Here is a 26617-nt window from a genome sequence, read left to right as displayed (position 1 = left end):
TCTTCAGTCGCGGTCGGCGGCCGGTCCGTGGGCTCCCCGCGCATAGCGCGTCCAGGGCAGCCGAGAGCGGTCGAGGTACGACGTGCGGTGGCTGTACCTCCAGCCGTCGGGCGTCCGCACCAGGCGGTCCCGGTACCACCCGCTGGCGAAGAAGGCGTTGTCGCCGTCGCTGCTCTCCCGGCGGTAGAGCAGCACGAAGACCTTCTGCGTCGCCGCGTCGCCAGCTATGTCGACCATGCTGTCGGCCGTCACGTGCCCCATGAGCCAGGCAGAGACCGCAGCGGCACGGATGCCTGCGGCCAGGCTCTCGCGCCCGCAGTTCCGGCTGCCGGTGTTTGCGGACTCGTACACGCCGTCCGGGGTGAAACAGTCCGCGTACGCCTCGGCATCGCGCTCGTAACAGGCCCAGTTGTATCGCGCGTTGAGACGGTGAATCTCGAGTTCGTCCGCGACGGGGAAGCCGTCCGGTGCCATCACGAGGCCTTCCTGGGAGATCGATGATGGCGTCCGTCCGTGAGCGAGACGGGCATCCCGTGACACACCTTGCGTCGCCCGACCTCCGTGGCGGCCTCCCGCTCGTCCCCGTACCAGGTGCGCAGGGACAGCGCGCGCTTGTAGTACCAGTGCAACTCGTGCTCGTATGTGAATCCGATGCCGCCGTGGATCTGCAGGGCGTCCTCACATGCCGAGCGGCCGACCTCGGCGGCGGCGGCCTTCAGGGTCAGGGCCGCGAGATCGAAGGACTTCGGGGGGAGGGTCGCCGAGTCAGCGGCCGTGGCCGCGACAAGACTCTCCAGCATGATCACCCGCTGGGCGGCCGAAGCCGCGATGTGCTTGACCGCCTGGAAGCCCCCGATGGGACGGCCGAACTGCTCGCGCTGCTTGGCGAACCCGACACTCAGGTCGAGTACATGGCGGGCGATGCCGGAGAGTTCAGCGGCGACCAGCACCCGCTGCCAACTCCGCAGTGCGGCCACGAGAGCCACCGCGTCCTCGCCCCGCGCAACGATGTCGCCCGGTCCGACTGCGACCCCGTCGAGGACCACGCGAGCGTAGCTCGCACCCGGGTCCGTACTCCGGTGCCCGGTGACGGTGAGACCGGGCTGGGCGCGATCGATGACCAGGACTGCAGCCGCGCCGTCCGGGGCGCCATCGATGATCGCGACGAACAGGTCCGAGACCGCCCCGAATCGCACCAGGTCCACCGACCCGACGAGCGTGCCGGAGCGCAGGGTCAGCGAGCCGTTGGCCGCCCGCCAGTCGAGTGTGACACCGGGGTCCAACACCGCCACCCGTCGTCTTCCGGTCAGCGTGGCCGCCAGCCGGGTTCGCGCGCCGTCGGTGCAGGTCGTCCTGAGCAGCAGTCCCGGCAGCAGTATCTGCTCCAGCAGGGGGCCGGTCACAAGACGTTGCCCGAACAGCTGAAACATCGGCACGAGAGTGGCGGGGTGCAGTCCGAGGCCGTCCTCCGCCTCGGGCGCCACCAGTGCGAACCAGCCCTGTTCTACCGCTTCTTCGAACAGTTGCCGGTCCTCGCCCTGGGCCTGCAGTGCGGCGCGCCTGCGCTCGGCCGGGTAGTCACGGTCAAGGAACGCCTTGAGCGCCTGCAGGATGTCTTCGTCAGCCACGGGGCAGTCCCAACAGTCGCTCGCCGATGATGTTCTTCTGAATCTGGGACGTCCCCCCGTAGATGGACGCCGCCCGGGAGTAGTAGTGATCCTTGACCCACCGCGGGCCGTCGAGACCGAACGCAACCCCGTCGGCTGCCAGGCGGAACGGCCCGAGAACGTTGGTGATGGATGTGTAGACCAGCTGCTCCACCTCGTTGAGGCTGAGCTTGTCCACCGAGTCGAGAGGGCTGGGAATGTCGCCGGCGAGCTGCCGCTCAATGGTCCGGCGGGTCAGCGCCTCCAGCGACCGCACCGCCGTGTAGGAGCGGCCGAGCTGCTCAAGGACCCAGTCCGAGGGTTCGGTTCCGGTCTCGTCGACATGGTCTCGCAGGTCCCGCACAGCCTCCTCGACTGCCACCTCGTACTCCACGCGCCGGCGGAGCGTGTACGAACCCCGCTCGTGACTCAGGGTGTCCTGGGCGATGGCCCACCCCTCATGGAGCTTTCCGACCAGATTGCCCACCGGCACACGGACGTCCTCGAAGAAGACCTCGCAGAACTCGTCGTCACCGGTCATCTGCACCAGCGGCCGTGCGGTGACGCCGGGGGTACTCATGTCGACGAGGATGTAGCTGATGCCCCTGTGTTTCGGCGCGTCCGCGTCCGTGCGCGCCAACAGTGCGCACCACTGAGCCTTGTGGGCCCAACTGGTCCATACTTTCTGGCCGTTTATGACGAATTCATCACCCTCGATCCGTGCGCGGGTACGCAGCGAGGCCAGGTCGGATCCGGACTCCGGCTCGGAGAATCCCTGACACCAGATGTCGTCGCCGGACAGCAGGCGGGGCAGCAACTGCTCCCGTTGCCATTCGCGCCCATACGTCTCGATCGACTTGCCCACGACATCCACGCCGATCAGGCCGATGGGCTGCGGGGCTCCGGCTCGGGCGAGCTCCTCGGAGAAGACCAGCTGGTGCAGCGGGGTGAGTCCTTGCCCGCCGACCGCCTTGGACCAGGAGATCCCGACGAATCCGGCCTCGTAGAGAGTCTTCTGCCACGCTCGCAGGACAGTGAAGCGGCCTTCCAGGTCGAGGGGCACCTCGGGGACGGTCGCCTGCGCGAGCCACGCTCGGATCTGTCGACGGTAGGCATCCAGGTCTGTGATGTGGGCCATGCCGCAGCTCACTTCCCGGTGTACTGCGGCTCACGCCGCTCGAAGAAGGCGGTGACAGCCTCCTTGGCGTCGTCGTATCCGGAGAGTTCGCCGGTGAGACTCTGCTCGAACGCGTAACCGTCCTTGAGTCCCATGTACTCGATGTGATTCAGGCTGCGCTTGGCCATTCTGATGGCGACCGGGCTGTGCCGGGCGATCCGTTGGGCCAACTCGGTTGCGGCGACGAGCAGTTGATCGCCGGGCACGACGTTGTCGATGCCGCCGTACCTGGCCAGTTCCTCGACCGGGACCATGTCGCCGGTGAAGTGCATGCGGCGCACCAGCGCCTGCGGGACCAGGCGCGAGGCGTGCTTGGCACCGCCCATCGCGCCGACCTGGATCTCGGGGAGGCTGAACCTGGCACCCTCGGCGGCCACGACCATGTCACACGAGCCGGCCAGTGCCAGTCCTGTCCCCACGGCGACGCCATGAACGGCCGCGATCACCGGCAGGGGACAGTCGTAGATCGACCAGAACGCCTCGCGCACATGCCTCATGCGCTCAGCGGCGTTCTCCGGGTTCATGGTCAGGAATTCGTCAAGATCATTCCCACCGCAGAAGTGCTTGCCGGCTCCCGTCAGGATGACGACCCGCGCCTGGGGCGCATGGCGCTCGATCTCACTGAACAGGGCCTTGATCTCGTCGTACATCGGCACGCCGACGGCGTTGACGGGCGGTCGGTTCATCGTGACGGTCGCAACACGGTTCGTGGTCCGCACGTCCAGGAACTCGAATTCCAGCATATCTCCACTCGCTTCTGCCAACTCTTACCCGTTGCCCCTTGACCAACTCAACGGTCGAGAAAAATCGACCGATCGGTAGAATAGTGACAGTCCCTCACCCCCGGCGCAAGCGCTCGGGGGTGCTCCTGTTCGCAGTCGGCGGCCGGGACGAAGTCCTCACCAGGCCGCAGTTGGTCCATATCGTCGATGGGCGTATCGACCGGAGGTGACGGAGCGTCAGTGTGACGGGAAGGCAGGCAAGTTACCGATCCGAAACCCCTGGATCACCAAGACCCGAAGGAGAGATGATCAATTTTGATCACATAACTTCATGGAGGAACAGTGGGACACCCCCCTTTCCGAAGATCAGCCGTGCTGGCTCTCGGCGCGTCAGTCGCCGTGCTGGCCACGGTCCTTCCGTCCGCGGCGGCCCAAGACGCCGCCCTCGACGGGAAGTCGGCAACGTCACCCGCTCCGGGGCCGGCCGCCGGTGCACCGCGGGTGGTCACCCTGATCACCGGTGACAAGGTGACCGTCGCCCCGGGCCCCAAGGGAACGTCGGGCTCGGTCAGCGTGGAACGCCCGCCCGGCGCAACCGGTGTGGTGCGCGTCGTCACCGAGGGAGCCGACACCTATGTGTATCCGGAGGAGACTCTCGCCTACGTCGCCGCGGACCGCCTCGACAAGCGCCTGTTCGACGTCACGCAGCTCATAGCGCAGGGCTACGACGACAGCCGGGCACCCCGGCTGCCCCTGATCGTCACGCACGCGAAGAACTCGAAGCACGCGGCGCTCCGGAGCACCTCCGCCGAACTGCCGGGCACGCAGACGAAGCTGGCCCTCCCGTCCGTCGACGGCGAGGCGATCACCGCCGACCGGTCCACAGCGGCCGCCTTCTGGTCCGCCCTCACCAACGGGGCGGGCACGCCGGCGGCGGGCAGGACGGCCGCCGCCGGCGCCCCCGCCGCGCCTTCGTTCGCGGCGGCCATCGACAAGATCTGGCTGGACGGCAAGAGCGAGGCCACCCTCGCGGACTCCACGGCCCAGATCGGCGCGCCCCAGGTCTGGAACACGGGAACCACCGGCGCCGGCGTCAGAGTCGCGGTCCTGGACACCGGCGTCGACGAGGAGCACCCGGACCTCGCACCGCGCATCGTCGACACCCGCAGCTTCGTGCCCGACCAGGACGTCACCGACCGGGACGGCCATGGGACGCACACCGCGTCCACCGTCGCCGGCACGGGCGCCGCCTCCGGCGGCAAGGAGAAGGGCGTCGCCCCCGACGCCGACCTGCTGATCGGCAAGGTCCTCGACAACGACGGCGTGGGGCAGGAGTCCTGGATCATCGCCGGCATGGAGTGGGCGGCACGGACCGCGCACGCCAAGGTCGTCAACATGAGCCTGGGCAACCGCTGGATCAACGACCAGAACGACCCGATGAGCCAGAGCCTCAACGCGCTCAGCGCCGAGACCGGGACGCTCTTCGTCGTCGCCGCGGGCAACTCCGGTCCCTCCCCGTACAGCGTCAGCGCCCCCGGTACCGCCGACGCCGCGCTCACCGTCGCGGCGGGGAACTCCGCCGACCAGGTCGATCCCCGCTCCAGCGCCGGTCCACGCAAGGGCGACGAGGGCCTCAAGCCCGACCTGAGCGCGCCGGGAGTAGACATCCTGGCGGCCCGCTCGCAGTACGCCCAGGAGGGCGAGGGCTCCTACATGACGCTGAGCGGCACCTCGATGGCGGCGCCCCATGTCGCCGGCGCCGCGGTGCTGCTGGCGCAGGAGCACCCCGACTGGACCGGGCAGCAGCTCAAGGACGCCCTGATGAGCACCAGCAGGCCGACCCCCGGCTTCACCGCCTACCAGGGCGGGTCCGGGCGTGTCGACGCGGCCGCCGCCGCCCACACCGAAGTCGTGGCGACGGGCTCGGCGTTCGCACAGCTGCGCTGGTCGCGGGAGACCCCCGCGCCGGTCGAGCGGCCGATCACATACACCAACACGGGGGACGCCCCCGTGACGCTGCAGCTCGCGGTGGACCCCCGCACCTCGCCCGCCGAGGCGTTCGTCCTGGACGCCGACGAGGTGACCGTGCCGGCCCACGGCAGCTCGCAGGTGAATCTCGTCGCAAGCCGGGGCCGTCTGGCCGCCGGGAACTACACCGGGCAGGTCCTCGCGCGGAACGCCTCGGGCGCGGTCGTCGCGCACACCACGGTGGGCGTGAGCGTCGAGCCCGAGCGGTACGACCTCACCGTCACGGTGAAGGACCGCGATGGCCGGCCCATGGGAGGGCTCGCCGAGATCAAGGGCGCCCTCGGCACCTCCACCATGTTCCAGGAGGTCCCCGACTCCGGCACGCTGACGCTGCGCCTGGCCCCCGACTCGTACTCCGTGATGATGTTCACGGGGGTCCAGGGCACCCACGGAGCGAGCTCCCGGGGGATCGCCCTGCTCGGCGACCCCGAGGTGGAGCTGACGCAGGACCGGGAGATCGCCCTGGACGCCTCGCAGGCGCACCAGGTGCGGGCCCTGACACCGAAGCCGACGGCCCTGGTGAACACCCGGCTGGAGTACTTCCGCTCGTTCGCCTCGACCGTGCCGGCCCCCGGCGACTACCGCTCCTTCGTGAGCACCGCCATGGTCTCCTCCGGGTACGACAGCGTCTGGGCCCAGCCGACCGGTGACAAGGTCGCGCACGGCAGCTTCGTCTTCACCACGCGGCTGCGCGCCGAGCAGACCCCGCTCGACGTGTCCTACGGCGGCCGGCACCTCGACGACACGCTCGCACAGCGCGGGTCCCGGCCACTGCCGGACGGCACGTCGGTGTCCGCCGCGGTGTTCGCCGGCCACGGCTCGGCCGCCGACTACGCCGGCCTGTCCGCCCGGGGCGCCGTCGCCGTGGTCCGCCGCAACGCCGGGGTGTCCCCGTCGGAGCAGGCCGCGGCGGCCCGCGCGGCCGGTGCGGCGCTGCTGCTGGTGGTCAACGACGGCCTGGGGCGCGTCGACGACTGGTACGGGAACGCGGACGGGGTCACCACCGGGCCGCTGCCCGCCGCCTCTGTGACCCACGAGGAGGGTGAGGAGCTGATCCGGCAGATCACCGCCGCGCCGGGGAACCGGCCGGTGCAGGTGCGGGTGACCGCCCACCCGGCGCCCGCGTACCTGTACGACCTCGTCAAGTACCACATGGGCGCCGTCCCCGAGGACGCCTCCCTGACGGCTGACCCGAAAAACCTGGCCCGGGTGGACGTCGACTTCGCCCAGCCCGCCGGGAAGCAGGCCACGGAGTCGCGCACGGACTTCCCGCCCTACGACTGGGCCGCGGCCCCCGCGTTCGGCTACGAGCCCGCCGCCCAGGGACCGCGCACCGACTGGGTCTCGGCGAGCGACGACGTCACATGGCAGCAGTCGGCCTACATCCCGGGCTGGCTCGGCGCGCAGAACGAGCCGACGTCCTACGCGCCGCGCAGCATCCACGAGGAGCGGTGGTTCGCACCGGTCGTCCGCCCCCGGATGACCCACGACGCGATCCCGACGCGCGACGAGACCTCGCTGTCCATGGTGCTCCACGGCTTCAGCGACTCCGGAGCCGCACACAGCGGCGACACCCAGTACGGCACGCAGATGTCCTCCACGGTCACGCTGTACCAGGGCGACCGGCAGCTCCTGCAGACGCACAACCCCTATCTGTACGCCTACGACCTGGCCCCGGAAGAGCTGCCCTACCGGCTGGTGGACGAGACAACCGGCGACCCGGCGTTCAGCCCCTACTCCGCCCGGACCCGCACCGAGTGGGACTTCACCTCCGGCGCGCAGCCCAGCGGCACGCCCGTGCCGCTGGTGCAGCTGGACTACGGGACGGACCTGGACGCCGCCGGGCGGGCCGCACGCACGTCCGACCTGACGATCACGCCGTCGGTGCCGGGCGCCGCCGGAGCCGGCGCGGTGGCCTCCGTGCGGCTGGAGGTCTCCTATGACGACGGCGCCACCTGGCAGACGCAGGTCCTGAAGAAGGACCTCGAGAAGGAGGGCAACTGGCGGGCGTCCCTGCGCGCCCCGTCCGGAGCCCGGTTCGTCTCCCTGCGGACGACTGCGAAGGCCGCCGCGGGAAGTTCCGTCACCCAGACCGTCGTCCGGGCCTTCGGCCTGAGGTGACCTGACTCTTGGAGACACGAAGGGCCCTGCCGTGCGGCGGGGCCCTTCGTGTCCACGGGAAGAGTGGAGATGGCAGTAATCGAACCCGCGTCCTGTGGTGCGGAACCAGGGCTTCTCCGAACGCAGTCCGCTGTGCTTTCTCGGCCCCGGCGGTCACGCGGACAAGCCGCCGACGGGTCCAGCCACATGTGGGGTTCGCTGCCGATCGACGACCTGGAGATCCGAAACATGCCGCGGAGCGTGTCGGATGAGCTGTGGGACCGGCTCGAACCGCAGTTGCCGGTGCGCAAGAGGCGCTTTCGGTATCCGGGCGTTGCGCGCCAGGCCCGTGCCGGGGACGCACGCCGGCGACCGTCGCGCGCCGCACCTCGATGGTGTTGTCGTTGCCGGCGGTGCCGTGGTCCGGGCGGACAGCGCAAGTGTCCGTGGACATGAGCGCGGACGTACTTCGGCCGGTCATGGCGCCGAATGACGCAGGCGTCGCGACACGCTGGGGGAAGCTGGGGACCGGAGGCCCAGGCGCAGCGCCACGTTTACGCGACCGCCCCAGGGCCGCGAAGGTGTCAGAAGACGGCTGTCTCCTCGATGAGACGGTCCGTGACAAGCATGTACGGAGGGTCGAAGGTGATCAGCAGATCGGGCATGGACCCGGCGACGAAGATCCCGCCGCAGGCGGCGAGGATCCGGCCGAAGTTGTCATCCTGCTGCCAGGTGGCGACGACTGAGTACAGGCCCAGGGAGATGACGCCGGCGCCGGCCCAGATCCAGCCCTTGTGTGCACGGATGCCCTGCCACACCAGCCAGGCGCCGCCGATCTCGAACAGAGCGAGCGACAACCAGGCCGGTGACCCTACTGACGGCCCATTCCGGTGATCTTCACTGGGTGCGGCGACGACTGGCACCCGCACCCGTCCTCACCAGCCGCTTCGGGCGTGCAGGAGCAGGCGTGGCGGCGTTGTCCGAGCCACCAGGTTCCGCCGGCGAGCACGGCCAGGACGACGGCGAGGGCGGGCAGCCAGCCCACCACCGCCCCGGCGCCGGCACCCAGGACTCCCGCGGTGATCAGGACGGGCAGCGCGCAGCACGCCACGCAGGCCAGGGCGGCCAGAGCCGCGAGCACCCTCGGCGTCTTGCGGGGGTGCGGATCAGCAGCAGGGGCCGGCATGGCGGTTCTCCTCGGCGAGGTCGGTGAAGGGAATGGGGCAGCAGTCCATCGAGGCGCAGACGGTCAGGTCGTCGCAGCCCGCTTCGACGGCCGCGGCCAGGGCGGTGCGGATCGTACTGAGGTCGGCGATCTTCGCGTCGACCTCGGCGAGCTTGGAGGCCGCCCGCTCCTGCAACCCGGCGACCGGGCGGCCGTGGCGATGGCGCCCGGCCTCCAGCAGCTCGGCCACCTCATCCAGCGTGAACCCCAGGCGCTGGGCGGCCTTGATGACCCGCAGCGCGGTCACTGCCTCCTCGCCGTACAGGCGGTGCCCGCCGTTGCTGCGCTCCGGCTCGGCCAGCAGACCGCGCCGCTCGTAGTAGCGCAGCGTCTGGACATTCACCCCGGCCGCCTCGGCCACCTGCCCACTGCGCAGGCCCGTGCTCACCGCGCCTCCCCCGCCGTGCCCGTCCGCGCGGCGATGGCCGCCAGAACGGCCTCGTGCGCCTGGTCCACCGTGATCTCCAGGTGGACCAAGTCCTCGCCCGGAGTGACGGTGAAGGCGAAGAACGAGCAGCAGCCGCCCTCACGCTCCGCCAGGTCACGGATCCGGTCGACGACCCCCGGTCCTCCGACCAGGTCGAGGCGCAGGCGCAGCGCCTGGGGGTGGGCCAGGGCGGTCAGCCGCTCGGCGAACAGCGCGTCCCACTCGGCGACCCGCAGAGGCCGCTCCTCGGTGGGCAGTGTGCAGGACTGCGGCACCCACGCCATATCCGTCATCGCACTCACTCCCGTCATCACATCCCGCCGCTGGGGACACCTCCGACGGTAAACCTGTACCCAGGTACCGGTTGCAAGCGGCGTCTGTCCGGGCCGGGCGGCGGTCAGGCCCGGTTCGGCGGCAAGCAGGTCCAGCAGAGTCTCGCGTTCGTCGGCCTCGGCCCCGGTCAGGGCGAAGGCGATCGGCAGGCCCTGCAGGGTGCACACCAGGTGCAGGCACAGGCCACAGAAGAAGCGGCTGTGGCTGGCGCAGTACCCGTACTCGGCCCATCCGGCCGGGTCGGAGCGTTTGACGGTCTCGCGGGAGTGTCCGCACTCCACCGGCGTGGAATCCACGATCCACACGTCGTCGCTCCATACGGAGGTGTCGGTGGCCAGCAGCCGGGTCGCTCGCCGCAGCAACTCGGCGGCCTTGCGCAGGCACTTGTTGTAGCCGGGCTGCTTCGGCAGGCAGGGGAAGAGATGCCGCAGGTGGGAGCGGGCGTAGCGAAGCCACTTGGCCTCGGAGGTGAAGCCCGGCATGGCCTGCATCATCACGAGCGTGACCAGCTCGGCATCGGCCGGTTGCGGAGCCATCCCGATGAGTGCGGTGGCGAGGGAGTCCAGCTCTGTCCTCACACACCGACGTTGGGCTCCCTCCCCTTGTGCGCGCAGCCGATCCCTTGGATTCGATCATCTAGATCCAGCGGCGCGCCGTCGCTTCGATGCCTGCCTGGAAGCGGGTGTCGGCGCCGAGGCGGGTCATCAGGGCGGCGATCTTCCGGGTGACAGTGCGGGGGCTCCAGCCCAGCTGGCGCGCTATGGCCTGATCCTTGAGCCCCGCCTTGAGCATGGACAGCAGCAGGGCCTCTTCCCGGCTGGGGCCGTCGTCGAGCGATGCGGTGGCCGACCGGATCGGCTCGGCGCGGGCCCAGTAGGCCTCGTAGAGCTCGATGAGCGCGTCCAGAAGTCCCGAGGGGCGCACGACGGCGAGGCCGTCGTAACCGCCACCGATCAACGGGACGAGGGCGACCTTCCGGTCGACGATGTGGAGCTTGAACGGGAGCCTCGGCAGGAGGCGGGCCTTCTCGCCGAGTTCGGTCAGTTCAAGGACGGTGTCGAACCTTCCCGGACGCTCCATCGACTCGGGGCAGTAGATGGAGCGCACCTCCACACCGCGCCGGAGCCACTCCGTGGTTTGGGCCTTCTCCTCATCGTTGCTGTGCGGGTCACCGTCGACCCGTTCCACATAGGGAGGTTTGTCGAGGACCCACAAATGCGTGCTGATCGTTCGCCTGAGCTCGTCCATGCGCTCCATGACGACGTCCCGTCCGCTCAGTACCTCGACAAGGTTGCCCGGGTCGGTGCGCAGCCGCCCGGCCCGGTACTCCTGTCTGAGGTCCTCCACCGCCGAGCGCACCTTGTCGAAGGCGGACTCGGCCTCCAGCCGGCGCCTGGTCAGCAGTGCCGTCAACGCCTCCTCGGGCCGCGCGGGTTGGTAACGGGCCCGGCTCGTACGGCGCACCAGGCCGAGTTCGGCGAGCCGGGCAAGCGCACGCCGTGCACCGCCCGGCGAAACGGCGGCCTGCTCGGCGGCTTCCTGTGCCGTCATCTCTCCGTGTGCGAGTAGGGCGCGGTATATCCGCTCGTCGAAGTCGCTGATTCCCAGGGCATCGAGCACGGCCTCACTCCTCGTCCTCACGTTCCTGCCAGCAGGAGACCACAGACGGCACACCGTGGCGTCCTCGGCCATTGGCCAGAGGACGCCACTCGAGCCCCTGGACGCCGCCCCTTGACGCATCGTTCACTTCATTGTCGCGAACACATCGAGGTCGAGGCGTCAACTTCGCTCCCCCCAGGGCTCGTCTCGCTCTCGTGCTCGCGCTTCCCCGCCGTACGGGCCGGAGCAGCACCCGCTCCGGCCCCTCCCCCTCATGGAGGACCCTGAGTTGGCCCCCACCCCACGCGGCAGATCCGCCGCGCTCGCGACGATCGCCCTCGTCGCCGCAACCGCCCTGCCCGCGACCATGCAGTCCCCCGCGGCCGCCGCTGCTCCCGCTCCCGTCCCGACCGCGTCCCACCTGGCGGCCGGCCGCTACGTCGTCACCCTTGCCGACAAACCCATCGTGACCTACCAGGGCGGTGTTGACGGCATCGCCGCCACCGCACCGGCCAAGGGCGCAAAGGTGAACGTGGCCAGCGCCAACGCGCGGCGCTACCGTGACCACCTGACGCGGCAGCAGAACGGTGTCGCGGCCACCGTCGGTGCCAAGGTCAAGGACCGCTACGCCGTCGCCACGAACGGCTTCACCGCCACCCTGTCCGCCGCCCAGGCCGTCAAGCTGACCGGTGAGCCCGGGGTCCTGTCGGTCACCCCGGACACGTGGAACAAGACGAACGACGACAAGAACTCCACCGATTTCCTCGGCCTTTCCGGGAAGCACGGCCTGTGGGCGTCGCTCGGCGGCACCGCGAACGCGGGCAAGGGCGTGGTGATCGGTGACATCGACACCGGAATCTGGCCGGAGAGCCCCTCGTTCGCCGCCTCGCCGCTGGGCACCGCCAGCCCGACGGCGAAGAACCCGTACCGCCCCTACCTGCAGGGCTCCACGACCGTGATGCACAAGGCCGACGGCAGCACGTTCACCGGAACCTGCCAGACCGGCGAGCAGTTCACCATGAGCGCCTGCAACAGCAAGGTGATCAGCGCCCGTTACTTCGGCGACGGATGGACGTCGATCGTCCCCCCGGAGCGCCGAGCCGACTACATCTCCCCGCGGGACGGCGAGGGCCACGGCACGCACACCGCGTCGACGGCCGCCGGTGACGCCGACGTCGATGTCACCGTGGGCAACCGGGACTTCGGAAAAATCTCCGGCGTCGCGCCGGGCGCAGCGATCGCCGTGTACAAGGCGTTCTGGACAGGCAAGTCGGCCAGCGACTCCGGGGCCCTGAACTCGGACATCGTCGCCGCTGTGGACCAGGCCGTCGCCGACGGCGTGGATGTGCTCAACTACTCGGCGGGGTCGATCATCGAGACCGGCCCCGACAGCCCGGTTCAGGCGGCCTTCCGCACAGCGGCCGCCGCGGGCATCTTCGTCTCCACGGCCGCCGGCAACTCCGGCCCGGACCCGTCCAGCCTCGACAACGTCGCACCCTGGACGACGACGGTCGCTGCCAGCACCATCCAGCCGTACGAGGCCACGGTGCAGCTCGGCGACGGCCACAGCTTCGTCGGCTCCAGCACCACGGTCGAGACGACGGTCGGCCCGAAGCCCCTGGTGCTCGCCGAGAACGTGAAGAACGCAAGCGCCACCACCTCCGACGCCCAGCTGTGCCAGGACGGCTCCCTGGACCCGGCGAAGGTGGCGGGCACGATCGTGGTCTGCGACCGTGGGGTCAACCCTCGGGTGGCCAAGTCCGCCGAGGTCGCCCGGGCCGGCGGCGTGGGCATGGTGCTGGTCAACCGCACCGACCTGGAGACCGACGCCGATCTGCACAGCATTCCGACCGTGCACCTGAACGTCCCGGACGCCGCGAACGTACGCGCGTACGCCGCGACGCAGGGCGCCACGGCCAGCCTGGTTCCGGGCGGCACGACGGGCCAGCCCTACCCGCAGATCGCGCCGTTCTCATCGCGCGGACCCTCCGTGGTGAACAAGGGCGACCTGCTCAAGCCCGACATCGCCGCTCCAGGAGTCGGCATCCTCGCCGCGGTGGCGCCCCCGTCCAACTCCGGCCACACCTTCGACTTCCTCAGCGGCACATCGATGGCGACGCCGCAGATCTCGGGCCTCGCCGCGCTGTACCTCGCCCAGCACCCCACCTGGTCGCCGATGGCGGTCAAGTCCGCGATGATGACCACCACGGTGGACACCAAGACCGCGTCGGGCGCGGACAACACGGATGTGTACGCCCAGGGCGCCGGTGAGGTGAACCCCTCCGACATGCTCAACCCCGGCCTGGTCTACGACTCCTCGGAGCAGGACTGGCTGGCCTACCTGGAGGGCCTGGGGGTCGACACCGGAACCGGAGTGAAGGCCGTTGGCCCCAGCGATCTCAACTACCCGTCCATATCGATCGGCCAGTTGGTCGGCTCGCAGACCGTCACCCGCGAGGTCACGGCGGTCGCCGCCGGCACGTACCGCGCCACGGTCGACGTGCCGGGCATGAAGGCCACCGTTCACCCGTCCACCCTGACCTTCAACAAGGCGGGGCAGACCGCGAAGTTCACCATCACCTTCGAGCAGACCACCGCACCCTCGGGCGAGTTGACCACCGGCTCGCTGGTGTGGACGCACGGCGGCACCGAGGTGCGCAGTCCCGTCGTCATCACGCCGTGGAGCGTGCTCGCGCCGAACGCCGTGAGCGGCCCCGCGGGCAGCGGCAGCGCGGCCTTCTCCGTCACGCCGGGCACCGCGAACCTCACGCCCCAGGCGATCGGTCCCATCGTCGGCCCCTCGGTCAAGGGATCGGTGTCCTCGCCGGACAACAGCGAGCAGGACTTCGCGTTCACCGTCCCCGAGGGCACCAGGGCCGGGCAGTTCTTCGTGACGCCGGACAACCCCGACGCCAAGCTGACCTTGCTGATCGCCTACAACCCGGGTGACGGCCAGAAGCCGTTCGTGGTCGGCGACATCGCTCTCGAGCAGAACCGGCCGCTGGTCAGCCTGAGCACCCTCAAGCCGGGCAACTACGTCGCCATCGTGGTCAACCTCGGGAACGCGCCGGGTACCACGAGCACGCCCTTCACCTTCCAGTCGAACCTGGTCACGCCGGACGGCCCGACCGCACCCGGCACCTTCACGGTGTCGCCCACCCACCCGGCGACCACCCCGGGCGTCCCCGTGACGCTCACCGCCTCGTGGTCGGGCGTACCCGGCGACAAGCCCGCCACAGGCTACGTCGCCTACCCGAACGGCGCCGGGACCCTGGTCACCATCGGCTGACCTGCCGTCCCTCGCCTTCCTGACCGGCCCCGGGCCGGGGGTTCACCGACCCCCGGCCCGGGGCCCACCACGTTGTGCGGCCTTGTCCCCGACTTCGCCCCCGGACCATGACACATCAGAAGGGGGCCCAGTCCATGCACACGAGCGGTATCCGCCCTGAGTTGGCCGCCGTGCAGGAGGCGGCGGGTCCGCTGGGGGAGATATTCGACAACGCTCGGCGCGGCAGCGCGGCCGTACCCGCGACCAGGACGATCAGCGGCCCGGAGGCGGTCGGTGACCACTACTACCGTCTGAAGCAGGCCGCCCAGGAGGAGTTCTCCGCGCTGGGACGCCCGCCGTTCCTCCTCGCTCCGAACGAGCCGATGGACGAAGCCGCGATCGGGCGCGGCGTGCGGGTGCGTGCCGTCTACGCCGCCGCCAGTTTCGACACCGAAGCCAGCTGGCAGGAACTGGGCAGTCTCGTCTCGCGTGGCGAGGAGGCCAGGGTCGTGCCGTCCCTGCCCATCAAACTGGCAATCGCGGACCGGTCGGCGGCCATGGTGTCACTGGACCTGTCGCCCGACAGTCCTGAGTGCCTCTACACCGAGGCGTCCCCCTTGCTGGACGCGCTCACCGAGTTCTTCGAGCACTACTGGAGCGCCGCCTCGCCCCTGAGCGGTGTCCCCGGCCCCCGGTCGGCGGCGCCGGCCGCGGTGAGCGATCAGCCCCGGCCCCCCACCGAGGACGAGCGCAAGCTCCTCGCGTTCTTCGCCGCGGGTGTCAAAGACGACACCATCGCCCGCCAGTTCGGGATCTCGACGCGGACGCTACGGCGCCGCATCCAGGACCTCTACGGGGAACTGGGCACCACCAACCGGTTCGGCGCCGGCGTGGCAGCGGCCCGACGCGGGTGGGTCTGAAGTGCTCCGATGACACACGGTTCGGCTCAATATCCGCGCAAGACACAACGGCGTCAACCATGTTGAGCACAAACATCTGACACTGCGGCACAGGCCGGAGAGGGACACAAACACACCAAGCACACCAAGACGATCAACGCCGCCCTTGCTTCAATGCTTCCGTACTTCGCAGGCGGCAGCGGATGGTGGATTCTGGGACAACGGGCAGTTGTCTGGCCGCGCGGCTATCGACGACCGTCGCGTTTACGCTCGCTGCGCCGCAGTGCGCGACGCTGCTTTCCCGGCAGGGTGGCGGCCAACTCGCCCACCAGGGAGACGTCGTGGCATTTGCCGTCCCGGCTGCCCCGGCACCACCACACCGGTGGGCCGGCCGCGTCCGTTTCGCCCTGGTACCAGCAGTCAGTCGTCCCTGCGGGACGAGGGTGCATTCCGATCTTGTGTTCCCAGCAGATCGGCCAGACCTGCCAGAGCAGCTCCATGATGGTCGCCTGCGCCGCATCCGCGACCACGGTCAGGACCGTCGGCGCATCGTCCGGCTCTGGCGGGTCGCCCTCCTCCAGGTCGCGCGCGTTCACCGGATTTCCGTGCCAACGGCCGTCTGGCATCGCCACGTAGACCTGGCCTCTGTCAATCCCGCTCGGGGGCAAAGGCCGCCAAGACGGGGCAACCATCAGTATCAGCCGGTCTTGACCCGGCAGAGTCGCCATCAGGTCGCGGTTGACCACGGCGAGTGCAGCCTCCAGCTTCGGCCACTGGCCGGGCTCGGCTCGCCTCGGCTTCGGGAGATGCCGCCGGTCATGACCAGGACCGATGCTGGAATACGCGAAGTGGTTCACTGAGGCATCGTCTCAGCCGAGCCGTCCTTCACCGGTAGCTGAGGACGAAATCACCTCCCTGCTTCGCGGGTAGTTCGTTCAGGTCTCTGGCCAGCGGGGTGTGTCGGTTCCAGGCAGAGGAGGTCGTGCACGCGGAGATGTTTCGCCCTGGGCAGCGTCCGATCAGGCCGCCCCTGACACCCACGGCGCGGCGTCGGACGACGACCGTGCCGACCGCGTGCTCACGGCGATGGTTGCCCGGCCCCCGCTGCAACTGTTGCCCCCCGGAACAGGGGTTGGTCCTGGTGCACCTGTACTGGCACGGCAGGACCATCCAGGAGTCGGCAGGCATCCTCGGTGTACCCACGGGAACGATCAAGTCCCGCCACTGCAACGCCTTGCGAAACTGCGTGGCCGGGTGGCGCAGGAAGCGGCCTGAGCCTGCGCCTCCCCGCCCCCGACTGGCGCCGGCCGGCCCGGCTTCACCTGCCACGGTCGGTGGAGGCCCGTTCTGATAGCGGCAGTGACGAGGCGTCAGTTTCGCCGTACGGTGCGACCGTCGAGGCCAGGGGCCATCCGGGGATTCAGCATGGGCAGGCCGGTGTTGAACGATGGGCTGTGCGCCCGAGTTGGTAGTTGGCCGCCTCTGCGACCTGCCAGGATGCGCTGCGAGCGCGGATCCGTAGGTGTCGTTTCGCCCAGCTGGTCCCCAGCAGTGTGCCCCCGTCGCTCGCATGAGGCGCCGGGCTGGAGACGCCGCCGTCCGTGCCCGATGGGGGCGGTCACATGTGGAGGGCGGCGTCGTCCGCCTATCACAGGCCCTCGGTGAAGGCCAGAAGTGGCACGGCGGTCCGCGGCGGGTCCTCGAGGTTGGGTGAGTGGCCGTAGGCCGGGCAGCATCGTGACCGTCGTACCGGGGACGGCGCGGTAGTCGGCTGCGGACGTGGGGAGCCACCTGCGGTCCTCCTCGCCGAAGAGCACCAGCAGCGGCTTGCCGAGCGGCGCCAGCCGTGCCGGGAGCGGCCGCTCGTCGAGAAACGCGTGGATCGCCTGCGACGTCGCCCCGAACACGTGGAAGTCGATGTCTCGGAACTGGTCCACGTAATCCTGGGGGATCTCGAAGCCCTCGTGGAAGCCGTCGCTCATGGCCAGGCGAATCTGGTCGTCTGTCAGGTCCGCCCACGACGTCACCCGGAGGGGGACCTCCGTCGCAATGTAGGCGGCCATGTGGGGTCCGGTGTTGATGAGCACGATCGCGCTGACGAGGTTGGGCCGTTGCTCGGCGAGGGCGGTGGCGAACACCCCACCGCTGGAGTGGCCGACGACGCCGGCGTGGTCGACGCCGAGCCAGTCGAGTGCTTCGCCGGCCCGGCGGGCCTGGTCTTCGACCGCGTAGCTGGCGTCGTCCAGTTTCCCTGACCGGCCGCACCCGAGCAGGTCGATCCGGATGACCCGGTGTGACCTGGTCAGCAGCGGAACCATCGGTTCCCACGAGCGGGCCGACGCGGCGGTCCCGTGGATGAGCAGGAGTGTGGGGGCGTGGCGGGGGCCGTCCTGGCAGACGTGGATCTCGCCGTCGGTCAGGGACAGGGTCGTTTCCTCGGTGGTGGGGCGTGACGTGTTCTCGGAAGTAGCCATACAGGCACTGTGGTCGCCGGTACGGGCCGCCGGCTTGGACAAATGCTCCGGTCGGCCAACGTGCGTAGCATCGAAGAATGAGGGCCGAAACGGACGACCTGCTGTGGCAAATCACCTGTCCCACGCGGCCCATCCGCGTGCCTGGGGTCACCATGGCCGGGTTCCGTGACCGTGGCATCACCCCGCCCACCCTCCGGCTCATCCCGCACCCGGCCGTGGCCCTGGTGCTGGTGTTCGGCGGCACGATCGCCGTGGAGGACACCACCGGTCGTCAGCAGCAGGGCAGCTTCGTCACCGGGCTCGGGTTCGGCGAACGCCTTGCCGCGCTGCGGGCCGACGCCTTCGAGTGCCTCCAGGTGCGCCTGTCACCGGTGGTCGCACACGCCGTTCTGGGCGGTGTCGTGGCCGATCTCGACAACACCGCGGTGACCCTCGACGACCTGTGGGGCCGGGAGTCGGCGCGGATCAGTGAGCGTTTGGGCGAGTTTTCGTCCTGGGCGGACCGCTTCGCGTGGATCGACGCGTGGCTCGTTCGCCGATGTGCGGCGGCGTCGCGGGTGGCCCCGGAGGTGGCCTGGGCCTGGCGCCGGATCGCCGCCAGCCGGGGCACGGTCCGGATCGAGTGCCTCGCGACCGAGCTCGGGTGGAGCCGTAAACAGCTGTGGTCCCGGTTCCGGTCACAGGTCGGTCTGTCGCCCAAGCGCGCGGCGAAGCTGGTCCGCTTCGACCACGCCGTCCACGGCCTGGTCGCGGGGCAGGACGCGGCGGGAGTCGCGGCCGACGGCGGCTTCTCCGACCAGTCGCACCTGCACCGGGACGTCGTGGCGTTCACCGGGTTGACCCCCGCGACCGTGATCAACGAGCCGTTCCTCGCGGTCGACGACATCGCCTGGGGCTGGGCAGGATCGGCGCGGAACCAGAGCGCTGGTCAGGGATGCGCGCGGACCTTGTCTTTGTGCCCCTCGGCGGCCAGCGACCAGACATCACCATCGCGCAGCGGCGTCACCTCGGCGGCACCGGTGGCACGGAGATCACTATGACCCTTGCACGACTGGGGTCTCGTTGCGTTCGTCAGGTGGGCCGGCCCGGCCCGGAATACCTGACGGTACGTCATGGTCTTTGAGGGAGACGATTTTCCGCCTGTGAAAGGGAGAGAACTTCACGGGGGTACGCGCCTGGTTCCTCGACAGGATGCAGCCGGCCGACCTCCTCGCGCCACACCGGCCATCCCACTGGCCTCGGGCTTTCACGAGCGATGCATGCCGTCCACCACTTGATCATTCTGCGGTGAAGCGTATTGACCTGTATCCGCATGTCCGCGTCCCGGGCAACGGCCGTGAGGCCGTCGGTCAGGCGCGTGGGGGTGCTGCTGGTCGAGACAGTCACCGTGCTGGAGCGAGCCCGCTGGCCTCTCCCCCAGCATCGCCGTACTGGTTGCAGCCGCTGGACTCGCCCTGTCCCTGTGGCACGCCGTCGCGGCTCGATAGCCCCTCTCGGCTCGCGTCCCACCGTCAGAGTGCCGCAGAAAGGAAGCTCGGAGAGCCTTGGTCAAGAGCTGGACCCCTTATGTATCCCGTTTGGGCAAGGCACTGGATCCTTGGCCACGTCCTGCCTCAAAGTGGCGATATGAGCGATCACTCCAAAGCGCCTGTCGCGCCCGTCGAGGCCTATGAACCCCCCTACTACGTCGCTGTCTTCACTGCGGTGCGAACCCAGGACCAGAGCGGCTACAGCGAGACCAACGCACGCATGGAAGACCTGGTGAAGGACGTCCCTGGGTTCCTGGGGATGGACCACGCGCAGACTCCTGGTGGGCTGTCCATCACCGTCGGGTACTTCCGCGACACCGACGCCCTCACGGAGTGGCGGAGCAACGCCGAGCACGGCGCGGCGCAGAAGCGCGGGCAAGTCGAGTGGTACCAGAGCTACACGCTGCATGTCGCGAAGGTGGAACGGAGCCACGGGTTCAAGCGCACATAAGAGCCCATATCGGCCCGATGCCGACGACGGGCTCAATCTCGTCGCTGCCCACCGCGGCGTAGGCTCACCTGGGAATCAAGCACCCGCGTGGGCGGACCGTCCCGAGGGGAATCTTTCCCAGGAACCGTCCGACTCGGAGCACGAGTTGTTCGCCTGCTGCTGCCGATCTCTAGCCTCGAGCTTTCACGAGACAGGGCGTCCGGTGGGATGGGGTGGTCGAGGCCGCAGCAGCACGCTTCGGCCCGGCCGGAGACTGAGAAGTGCACACGATAGAACTCGGCCACGGCGGCCACGTCGGCGCGGCCGAAGGTCGTCCAGACGGCGGCCGAGTCGATCGAATCTGAGCCCAGGACGTGACGACGCTCGCCGAGCGATGCGGGGTCGGCGTCCGAGCGCTCCAGCACGGCTACCGCCGCCTCCTGCGGCTCTCGCCGATGGCGCACCTCCGCGCGGTGCGACTGTGCTGCGGACAGCGGACTCCTACACCGTCAGCGTGGCGGTGATCACACGCAGGTGGGGCTCCAGCACGCCGGCCGGTTCGCGGCCGTGCACGAAGCGGAGCACGGCGAGACCCCGCTTTGCACACTGCGTTCGAGCCGGTGATCGGACCCGGGCGCCGGGGCTGTGCTCAGCTCCGCCGCCCGGGTCCGGCCAGTGGCTCCACGACAGAGACGTGGAACGCGTCGGAGAGCAACGGCCGAAGCACGGTACCGAGCTCAACGGCCGCAGCGCTTCGCCTGTGAGTCAGACAGGATTCCTGGTCCGCCCATCGTTCCACGATGACGAGCATGCAGTCCGGAGCCAGATACGGTTCGTAGGCCACGCAGCCAGGTTCGTTGCGCAGTACCTCCGTCAGGGCTGGCAACTTGCTTCGCACGGTCAGGGATGCGCCCTCGATGAAGGGGGGAACCGCGCGATCACGGTGGTCAACGCCATGAATCACTCCCATTCGGTCGGAACGCCCATCGGGCCGGCCCTGCCGGGCCCGCCCGATGGCGTCCTGTTTCACAACGGCGCTCACGGGCGCGGACTTTTGCCCGACTCCTGCCGCCCCCGTCGACGGGCAGGACGACACCCGTGAGGAAGGCTGCCTCGTCGCTCACGAGGAACGTCACTGCCGCGGCCACGTCGGCCGGCGTCCCGACGCGATGAACCTTGCTGTCCAGCTGTAGCGGTGGGTTACGCCGAGGTGTCGAGGACGACACGGAATCGGGCATTCCCCGACATCATGTGTTCGTATGCCTTGGGGGCGTCGGACAGTGGCATCACCTCGGTTGTCGGCCGGATGCCGTGTGTGAGGCTGAAGCGCAGGTTGTCCTCGTTGTCGATCGGGGTGCCGGTAAGACGGCCGCTGATCGTGCGGCTGCCGAAGACGAGGTCTGCCGTGTGTACAGCGATGGGCTCGGCATCGACACCGAGTACGACGAACTGGCCGCGAGGTCGGAGCCCGGGCACAAGGGGCGACATGGAGGGCCCGCTTGCTGCCGTGGCGATAACGGCAGCGGCGCCGCCCAGACCCTGCAGTGCCTGACCCGGATCTTCGGCGATGCTGTCGATGTAGTGGTCAGCGCCGAGCGACCGCGCCAGTTCTTCCTTCTCCCTGCCGCGAGCGATCGCGGCTACGCGATAGCCGAGCTTTGCAGCGTACTGGAGCGCGAGGTGGCCGAGTCCGCCGATGCCCTGTACTGCTACCAGGGCTCCCGGCTCTGCCTCGACGGACCGCAGTCCCATGAAGGATGTCAGCCCGGCGCACAGCAGTGGCGCGGCCTCCACGGGAGAAAGTCCTTCCGGGATGCGGACAAGACCGTTCGCTCGGGCGATCACAACGTCGGCGTATCCGCCGTCCACCGTCGTACCCATCTGTTGTTGGTTCTCGCAGTGGATGAAGATCCCGCGTCGGCAGGACTCGCACTCGCCACAGTGCCCGGCGAGGAATCCGACGCCCACACGTTCTCCTACACGCCAGGCGCTGATCCCCTCGCCCACCTCGTCGATCACGCCGACGATCTCGTGGCCGGGAACGATGGGCGTCGAGGGGTCGGCCCGCAGTCCCTCAACCGCCAGTGCGTCCGAGTGGCACACACCGCAGGCCTCGACCCGCAGGCGCACAAAGCCGGGTCGCGGCGCCTCCTGAACGCGCTGGACGGCTGAGAAGACGCGTGAGCCGGTGACTTGGACTGCTCGGTATTCAGACATGGAAACCCTCCGTGGACGCGAATCCTTGATCGGTGGCGGATTGGCCGTGCCGGCAGTAGGCGGCAATGGCTCGAGCTGGTGGTCAGCCCTGGGCACCTGCGGCTGCCGCAATAATGACCGGTCACTTTAAAACGGTCAAGGCGATCCCCCGCGGTTGACACAAGAGCAAGACGACTGTTCATATTGGACGACGGAGGTGCTCATGGCCAGGCGAAGCATGCGCGAAGAGATCGTCAACGCGGCGGTAGACCGGTTCCATACACACGGCTACAACGCGGCCGGCATCAAGGACATCGCAGAGGCGGCCGGCGTGCCGAAGGGTTCGGTTTACAACCACTTCGAGAGCAAGGAGGCCCTGGCTCTTGTCGTCCTGGAGCTGTATGGGGAGACAAGGCGCCTGGGTGAGCTGTCCGACCGATCCGTCGAACCGTTGGTGCGACTTCGCAGACATTTCGAGTTCTTGCGTGATGAGCAGGAACAGTACGGGTTCACCCGCGGCTGCCTGCTGGGAAACTTCGGTGCTGAGGTGGCCGACCACAGCATGGCGCTGCGCGGCAAGATCCACGAAGGCTTTGACCAGTGGAGCCATGCCCTGGCCGGGGCGCTGCGCGACGCGGTCATGACGGGGGATGTCGACTCGACGGTCGACCCGGATACGACCGCGATCTTCCTGCTGTCCTCATGGGAAGGGGCTCTCGTGGCGGCTCGAAGCAGCCGCTCAGCAAAGCCGTTCGACGCCTTCTTCAGCAGTGTCTTTGACCGGCTCCTTGTGCCCGGGCTGCGGGAGCCCGCTTAGCCGACGTTGCCCGAAACCCTGGCCTTACCGGGTTCATCGGCTGAGAGTCGTGATGATGAAAGCCGTCGTGTATGAAAGGACCGATGCCGCGGCGAAGGTGCTGCATCTGGTCGAACGCGAGGTGCCCCAGCCCGGGGAAGGCCAGGTCCGAGTCCAGGTGGTGGTCTCGGGAATGAATCCGGTGGACTACAAGTTCCGTCAAGGCTGAGGTGAGCCCACGCCGTTCCCGCAGGTGGTTCCTCATGATGACGGCGCCCGATGGATCGACGCAGTGGGGCCCGGGGTGCAGAGACTCCAGGTCGCAGAGACCGTGGAGAGGGTCGGCGGGAGCGCCAGGCGAGCAGCCGGACTCAAAAGACGTTGAGCACTCTCATCGCCATCTGCACGGACAGGACATGCCCTCGCCGGCCATCACCGCGACGGCCTCGAAGCGTCTTTGGGGGGCACCACCTTACCAATGAGCTCGGCTGCCCGGCGGTGGAGGAGGCGATTCCGCCTCCAGTTCGGCGATCCGCCGTCGTGCCGCCACGAGTTCGGCTTGGTCCTCGCTGGTCGGCCCCGGCAGTTGCCCGGTGTCGATGATGTGCTGACGACGCCAGACGTAGATCGTCTGCTCGCTGATGCCAAGGTCGTGGGCGATCTGAGAGAACGGCCGGACGACTTCGACCAGATCGAGGACCTTGCGCCGGAACTCGGGTGGGTGACTACGAGGCGCAGAAGCCTCCTTGAATGTCTGGAGCATCATCAGTCCACGTATCCGAAGTGCGCGCTCATGCAGACCTTTCGGGCCGCCGCGTCGGAACACCTGGGCGCGCAGTGGCCACTCAATACGCCACCTCCGTTGGCGGCCGTGGCCGACGGGTTCGCCTGAGCGGTGGTCGTTGCGAGGTTCCTGCTGAACTGCCGTTTGCCTGCGGTCATGCGCTGGCGGAAGCGACCATGCAGCATGCACCAAGGCCGCCGCGGGCCACGCGGTCACCATTGCTGACGACCGCTACCAGGGCACTGCCCCTCATCATCCCGCAGCGCCGCAAGAGAGGGCAGGCGCCCCCATCTGGTGAGGGCCAGATCGTGCAGGTGGGCGATGCCGAGGATGGCGTGGCGGACGCCGTCGCCTCTGAAGCGGCAGTCGCGCTGGATCTTCCAGGTCTTCATGCGGGCGGGACATGCCCGAACTTCCAGCCTGGAAAGAAGCGCACAACTCGCACAAGCAAGTTCGAGCCCGAGTAGAGAGTCCGTCGTACCAGCGGGTACGATCCGCCCCCAGCACTAAAAACACAGCACATAAGGGGCAGGACCATGACCGAAGTCCAGTCACACACAGCCGGCATCAAGGCCCAGTACGCCGAACAGGTAACGGCCGATCTCGAAGGCAACACCAAGGAACAGGAACGCATCAGCGCCGAAGTCGCCTCTCTCCAGCAGCAGTTGAACGCACTCCAGCACGACCAGGCCGTGCTGCTCGGCGTGCAGAAAGCCCTGGAGAACGACACCACGGTCCCCATCACAGCCGAAAAGACCGTCCCCGCGCCTCGCACAACTGCGGCCGCCTCCCGCCGCAAGACGGCCACAGCGCCCAAGCCCACAACGAAGAAGACCTCGGCCAAGACAGCGAGTGTCAGCAGTGACGCGACTCAGCCCACGCTCGTCGAACTCGTCACCCGGCACCTGTCACAGCAGACCGACCCCCGCTCCGCCGCGGAGGTCACCGCCGCACTCGCTCAAGCCCACCCTGAGCGCAACATCAAGACCACGGTCGTACGCACCACCGTCGAGAACCTTGTCGCCAAGGGCCTCGCCGAACGGTCCAAGCAAGGAAGGTCCGTCTTCTACACCACAACAGCAGGCGAAAAGACTCCCGAACAGCAGGAGCAGCCGGCCTCGGACTCCGAGGGCTGAGCAGCGCCTACGCGCAGGCGGGATGTCGCAGGTCTGCCAGTTTGGTCTCGTCGGTCCGCACTGGAGCACTCCGCCTGTGAGGAGGAGGTCCCACGCAACGTCTACACCGGCACACGCCGGCACCGACAGCAGTCGCGACCAAGGAGCTGCCGCCACCGACGCGGAAATAGGCTGCGCAAGGTGGACTGCTGGGAGGAACAGTCCGTCGCGGCCGCGTGCGACGACAACGCGGCGGTTTCCGTAGCGCAGGAGTGCACGGAGGCCCCATGGCCCAAGAACTGGGACACGTGGTCGACGCACACCTGGAAGGCACATGAGCAGGCGCCGGACGTGGCATGGGCCTGGAGATGGGTGAACTCGCCCTGCTTCTACTGGGACGCCGCGTCCGGCCGGCCGGTCGGAGACCGAGGACGCCGCCACGCCCTTCGAGGGCAGCCTGGAAGTGCGCTCACGGTTCCCTCACTCGGCGCTGCTGGCCGTGACCGGCGGAACCAACCACGCCAACACCCTCAACGGGAACAGCTGTGTCGATGACGCTGTCGCGGACTGCCTGGCGACCGGCGACCTGCCTCACCGCAAGCCCGGACGGCAGGCGGACACCACGTGCGCACCTCTTCCCGAGCCCGCCGATTCATGAATCGGCGGGCTTCGAGGATCAGTCCTGGGGCCGTGGGACGAGCGTCCCGAACAGGCGGCGCGTCACTCCTGGCTGAGCATGTCCCGAACCATGGGGGCGACCTTGGTGCCGAACAGTTCGACGCATCACAGGACGTGCGCGTGCGCCATGCCGGCCATGCCGTATTTCAGGTCGAACCGGGTCGCGCCGAGAGTTCTGAGGGAGTCGGCGATCTTGCGGGCCACCGTCTCGGGCGATCCCACGTGCAGGGCTCCGCCGGGCGCCACGTCCCGCATCAGCTCGGCCCGGGTAGGGGGACGGAAGCCGCGCTCGGCCGACACCTTGCGCATCGTCTTCTCCAGATGCGGCAGGAACTCCTCCCACGCCTGTTCGTCCGTGGCGGCCACGTGGCCGGGCGCGTGCACGCCCACCGGCCGCACCGGCTGCCCAAACTCAGCCAGTGCCCGTCCGAACAGCTCGGAGAACGGTGCGAAGCGGGCGACGTCGCCCCCGATGATGGCGAGCATCAGGGCGAACCCGTGGCGTGCGGTCCGCACCACCGACTCGGGGCTGCCGCCAACGCCGACCCAGGTCGGGATCGTCCCGGACTCGGTGTGCGGGAAGACGCGCAGGCCGTTGAGTAATCGGCGGCCCGACAGCGGGCAGGCCGAAACGGGTCCCAGGGGCGCCTGGTTCTGCCACGGCACCCGGCAATGCGCCAATAACGGGGACAGAACACCGCCCGAGCCACGGGCCCGGTTTTCACTCAGGGACGCACAGCGGTCGGTTCGTGCGCGTGGCCGTCATGACCGGCAGCCACTACGCCCTCGCGGTGCCGGAACGAATGACAGGCCTGCGGCGAGGGCGGGCGGTCCCTGGGGGCCGCTCGGTGGCGAGGGGGCCGTTTCACTGCGGAGGGCCGGCCTGAAGGGGAGGGACCGGACAGGGGAAGGGACACCCCGGTCAGGCACGGGGGACCCTCGGACCGTGCAGAGGACCCGCCCCGGCGCGGCTCTGGCAGAGGCTACTCGTATGGGCCACGCATGCCATCCAGTCGGGGCGTCCCCTGCGACCCTTCCTTCAGCCGTTCCCCAACGCCGAAGACCAGCGGTGAGCGTCACCGGCGGCGACGATCACCACGCCGCGGCTGGGACCGCTGCCCCCTTGCCGTCGTTCCCGCTCGCGCCGCTGCTCGGCGGCGATCCATCGCCGGGTCCGTTCGAGGTCGGCTC

23 protein-coding genes and 4 pseudogenes are annotated in these 26617 nt (G+C 69.0%); 10 read left to right on the top strand and 17 right to left on the bottom strand.

Annotation, left to right across the window (positions count from 1 at the left end):
• Positions 1 to 3: 3 nt before the first annotated feature.
• The 4 genes from IEZ19_RS29635 to IEZ19_RS29620 are packed head-to-tail and all read right to left on the bottom strand — an operon-like array spanning position 4 to position 3566.
• The gene (locus tag IEZ19_RS29635) at positions 4 to 474 is read right to left on the bottom strand and encodes a nuclear transport factor 2 family protein (RefSeq protein WP_229841015.1); all 471 of its coding nucleotides are present in this window, start codon (positions 472 to 474) and stop codon (positions 4 to 6) included.
• Entirely contained in the window at positions 474 to 1628 is a 1155-nt protein-coding gene (locus tag IEZ19_RS29630) for an acyl-CoA dehydrogenase family protein (protein WP_189314382.1), read from the bottom strand. Before IEZ19_RS29630 ends, IEZ19_RS29635 begins: the two co-directional genes overlap by 1 nt.
• On the bottom strand, positions 1621 to 2784 hold the full coding sequence (locus IEZ19_RS29625; protein ID WP_189314381.1) for an acyl-CoA dehydrogenase family protein: 1164 nt from the start codon (positions 2782 to 2784) through the stop codon (positions 1621 to 1623). The genes IEZ19_RS29630 and IEZ19_RS29625 overlap by 8 nt, the downstream gene beginning before the upstream one ends.
• Positions 2785 to 2792: 8 nt before the next feature.
• On the bottom strand, positions 2793 to 3566 hold the full coding sequence (locus IEZ19_RS29620; protein ID WP_189314380.1) for an enoyl-CoA hydratase-related protein: 774 nt from the start codon (positions 3564 to 3566) through the stop codon (positions 2793 to 2795).
• Between the two features lie 321 nt (positions 3567 to 3887).
• Between IEZ19_RS29620 and IEZ19_RS29615 the strand changes: the two genes are divergently transcribed.
• Positions 3888 to 7694: a S8 family serine peptidase gene (locus IEZ19_RS29615; RefSeq protein WP_229840989.1), complete on the top strand. Its 3807-nt coding sequence runs from the start codon at positions 3888 to 3890 to the stop codon at positions 7692 to 7694.
• A 563-nt stretch (positions 7695 to 8257) separates the two neighbouring features.
• On the opposite strand, the gene IEZ19_RS29610 is transcribed toward IEZ19_RS29615, so the two are convergent.
• The 5 genes and pseudogenes from IEZ19_RS29610 to IEZ19_RS29585 all read right to left on the bottom strand — a co-directional run bounded on the left by IEZ19_RS29610 (position 8258) and on the right by IEZ19_RS29585 (position 11278).
• The gene (locus IEZ19_RS29610; RefSeq protein ID WP_189314379.1) at positions 8258 to 8530 is read right to left on the bottom strand and encodes a YnfA family protein; all 273 of its coding nucleotides are present in this window, start codon (positions 8528 to 8530) and stop codon (positions 8258 to 8260) included.
• A 14-nt stretch (positions 8531 to 8544) separates the two neighbouring features.
• Positions 8545 to 8859: a mercuric ion transporter MerT gene (gene merT, locus IEZ19_RS29605; RefSeq protein ID WP_189314378.1), complete on the bottom strand. Its 315-nt coding sequence runs from the start codon at positions 8857 to 8859 to the stop codon at positions 8545 to 8547.
• Positions 8840 to 9286 (bottom strand): MerR family transcriptional regulator, encoded by a 447-nt coding sequence (locus IEZ19_RS29600; RefSeq protein ID WP_189314377.1) that lies wholly within the window; start codon positions 9284 to 9286, stop codon positions 8840 to 8842. Before IEZ19_RS29600 ends, merT begins: the two co-directional genes overlap by 20 nt.
• Positions 9287 to 9699: 413 nt before the next feature.
• Positions 9700 to 10236: pseudogene (locus IEZ19_RS54205) on the bottom strand (transposase); the annotation flags it as partial.
• Between the two features lie 58 nt (positions 10237 to 10294).
• Positions 10295 to 11278: a winged helix-turn-helix transcriptional regulator gene (locus IEZ19_RS29585; protein ID WP_189314376.1), complete on the bottom strand. Its 984-nt coding sequence runs from the start codon at positions 11276 to 11278 to the stop codon at positions 10295 to 10297.
• A gap of 253 nt (positions 11279 to 11531) precedes the next feature.
• On the opposite strand from IEZ19_RS29585, the gene IEZ19_RS29580 reads away from it, so the two are divergent.
• On the top strand, positions 11532 to 14546 hold the full coding sequence (locus IEZ19_RS29580) for a S8 family serine peptidase (RefSeq protein WP_229840987.1): 3015 nt from the start codon (positions 11532 to 11534) through the stop codon (positions 14544 to 14546).
• Positions 14547 to 14680: 134 nt separating this feature from the next.
• The gene (locus IEZ19_RS29575; RefSeq protein WP_229840986.1) at positions 14681 to 15445 is read left to right on the top strand and encodes a LuxR family transcriptional regulator; all 765 of its coding nucleotides are present in this window, start codon (positions 14681 to 14683) and stop codon (positions 15443 to 15445) included.
• Between the two features lie 224 nt (positions 15446 to 15669).
• On the opposite strand, the gene IEZ19_RS29570 is transcribed toward IEZ19_RS29575, so the two are convergent.
• On the bottom strand, positions 15670 to 16281 hold the full coding sequence (locus tag IEZ19_RS29570) for a hypothetical protein (RefSeq protein WP_189314375.1): 612 nt from the start codon (positions 16279 to 16281) through the stop codon (positions 15670 to 15672).
• Between the two features lie 137 nt (positions 16282 to 16418).
• On the opposite strand from IEZ19_RS29570, the gene IEZ19_RS29565 reads away from it, so the two are divergent.
• On the top strand, positions 16419 to 16775 hold the full coding sequence (locus tag IEZ19_RS29565) for a sigma factor-like helix-turn-helix DNA-binding protein (protein WP_229841013.1): 357 nt from the start codon (positions 16419 to 16421) through the stop codon (positions 16773 to 16775).
• Between the two features lie 297 nt (positions 16776 to 17072).
• Here IEZ19_RS29565 and IEZ19_RS29560 read toward each other — a convergent pair.
• A pseudogene (locus tag IEZ19_RS29560) lies at positions 17073 to 17898 on the bottom strand (alpha/beta fold hydrolase).
• A 77-nt stretch (positions 17899 to 17975) separates the two neighbouring features.
• Between IEZ19_RS29560 and IEZ19_RS29555 the strand changes: the two are divergent.
• Positions 17976 to 18938: an AraC family transcriptional regulator gene (locus IEZ19_RS29555; RefSeq protein ID WP_308429021.1), complete on the top strand. Its 963-nt coding sequence runs from the start codon at positions 17976 to 17978 to the stop codon at positions 18936 to 18938.
• Between the two features lie 586 nt (positions 18939 to 19524).
• Positions 19525 to 19878 (top strand): antibiotic biosynthesis monooxygenase family protein, encoded by a 354-nt coding sequence (locus IEZ19_RS29550; protein WP_189314374.1) that lies wholly within the window; start codon positions 19525 to 19527, stop codon positions 19876 to 19878.
• A gap of 628 nt (positions 19879 to 20506) precedes the next feature.
• Here the strand turns inward: IEZ19_RS29550 and IEZ19_RS53655 are convergent.
• Genes IEZ19_RS53655 through IEZ19_RS29535 form a run of 3 tightly spaced genes read right to left on the bottom strand, consistent with a single transcriptional unit; the run spans position 20507 to position 22185 of the window.
• Positions 20507 to 20827 (bottom strand): putative quinol monooxygenase, encoded by a 321-nt coding sequence (locus IEZ19_RS53655; RefSeq protein ID WP_373297069.1) that lies wholly within the window; start codon positions 20825 to 20827, stop codon positions 20507 to 20509.
• Positions 20805 to 21095, bottom strand: a complete 291-nt coding sequence (locus IEZ19_RS53650) for an SDR family oxidoreductase (protein ID WP_189314372.1) — start codon at positions 21093 to 21095, stop codon at positions 20805 to 20807. Before IEZ19_RS53650 ends, IEZ19_RS53655 begins: the two co-directional genes overlap by 23 nt.
• Complete coding sequence (locus IEZ19_RS29535; protein WP_229840983.1) at positions 21058 to 22185, bottom strand: alcohol dehydrogenase catalytic domain-containing protein; 1128 nt, start codon at positions 22183 to 22185, stop codon at positions 21058 to 21060. Before IEZ19_RS29535 ends, IEZ19_RS53650 begins: the two co-directional genes overlap by 38 nt.
• A gap of 106 nt (positions 22186 to 22291) precedes the next feature.
• On the opposite strand from IEZ19_RS29535, the gene IEZ19_RS29530 reads away from it, so the two are divergent.
• Both IEZ19_RS29530 and IEZ19_RS29525 read left to right on the top strand, forming a co-directional pair.
• Complete coding sequence (locus IEZ19_RS29530) at positions 22292 to 22870, top strand: TetR/AcrR family transcriptional regulator (protein WP_189314371.1); 579 nt, start codon at positions 22292 to 22294, stop codon at positions 22868 to 22870.
• Between the two features lie 49 nt (positions 22871 to 22919).
• A complete protein-coding gene (locus IEZ19_RS29525; protein ID WP_189314370.1) occupies positions 22920 to 23078 on the top strand; it encodes a hypothetical protein in 159 nt (52 codons plus the stop codon).
• 243 nt (positions 23079 to 23321) lie between these two features.
• Here the strand turns inward: IEZ19_RS29525 and IEZ19_RS29520 are convergent, their stop codons facing one another.
• A complete protein-coding gene (locus tag IEZ19_RS29520; RefSeq protein ID WP_229840980.1) occupies positions 23322 to 23615 on the bottom strand; it encodes a transposase in 294 nt (97 codons plus the stop codon).
• A gap of 314 nt (positions 23616 to 23929) precedes the next feature.
• A pseudogene (locus IEZ19_RS29515) lies at positions 23930 to 24037 on the bottom strand (IS5/IS1182 family transposase); the annotation flags it as partial.
• 132 nt (positions 24038 to 24169) lie between these two features.
• On the opposite strand from IEZ19_RS29515, the gene IEZ19_RS29510 reads away from it, so the two are divergent.
• Complete coding sequence (locus IEZ19_RS29510) at positions 24170 to 24769, top strand: BlaI/MecI/CopY family transcriptional regulator (RefSeq protein WP_189314369.1); 600 nt, start codon at positions 24170 to 24172, stop codon at positions 24767 to 24769.
• 412 nt (positions 24770 to 25181) lie between these two features.
• Positions 25182 to 25406: pseudogene (locus IEZ19_RS53645) on the top strand (alpha/beta hydrolase); the annotation flags it as partial.
• A gap of 125 nt (positions 25407 to 25531) precedes the next feature.
• On the opposite strand, the gene IEZ19_RS29500 reads toward IEZ19_RS53645, so the two are convergent.
• Positions 25532 to 26092, bottom strand: coding sequence for an LLM class flavin-dependent oxidoreductase (locus tag IEZ19_RS29500; RefSeq protein WP_229840978.1), 561 nt, complete (start codon positions 26090 to 26092; stop codon positions 25532 to 25534).
• Positions 26093 to 26617 lie beyond the last annotated feature (525 nt).

Source organism: Streptomyces brasiliensis, from assembly GCF_014647875.1.
GTDB lineage: Bacteria > Actinomycetota > Actinomycetes > Streptomycetales > Streptomycetaceae > Streptomyces > Streptomyces brasiliensis.
Note: the sequence above shows the minus strand (reverse complement) of the source record. Positions and strands in the feature narration are given on the sequence as shown.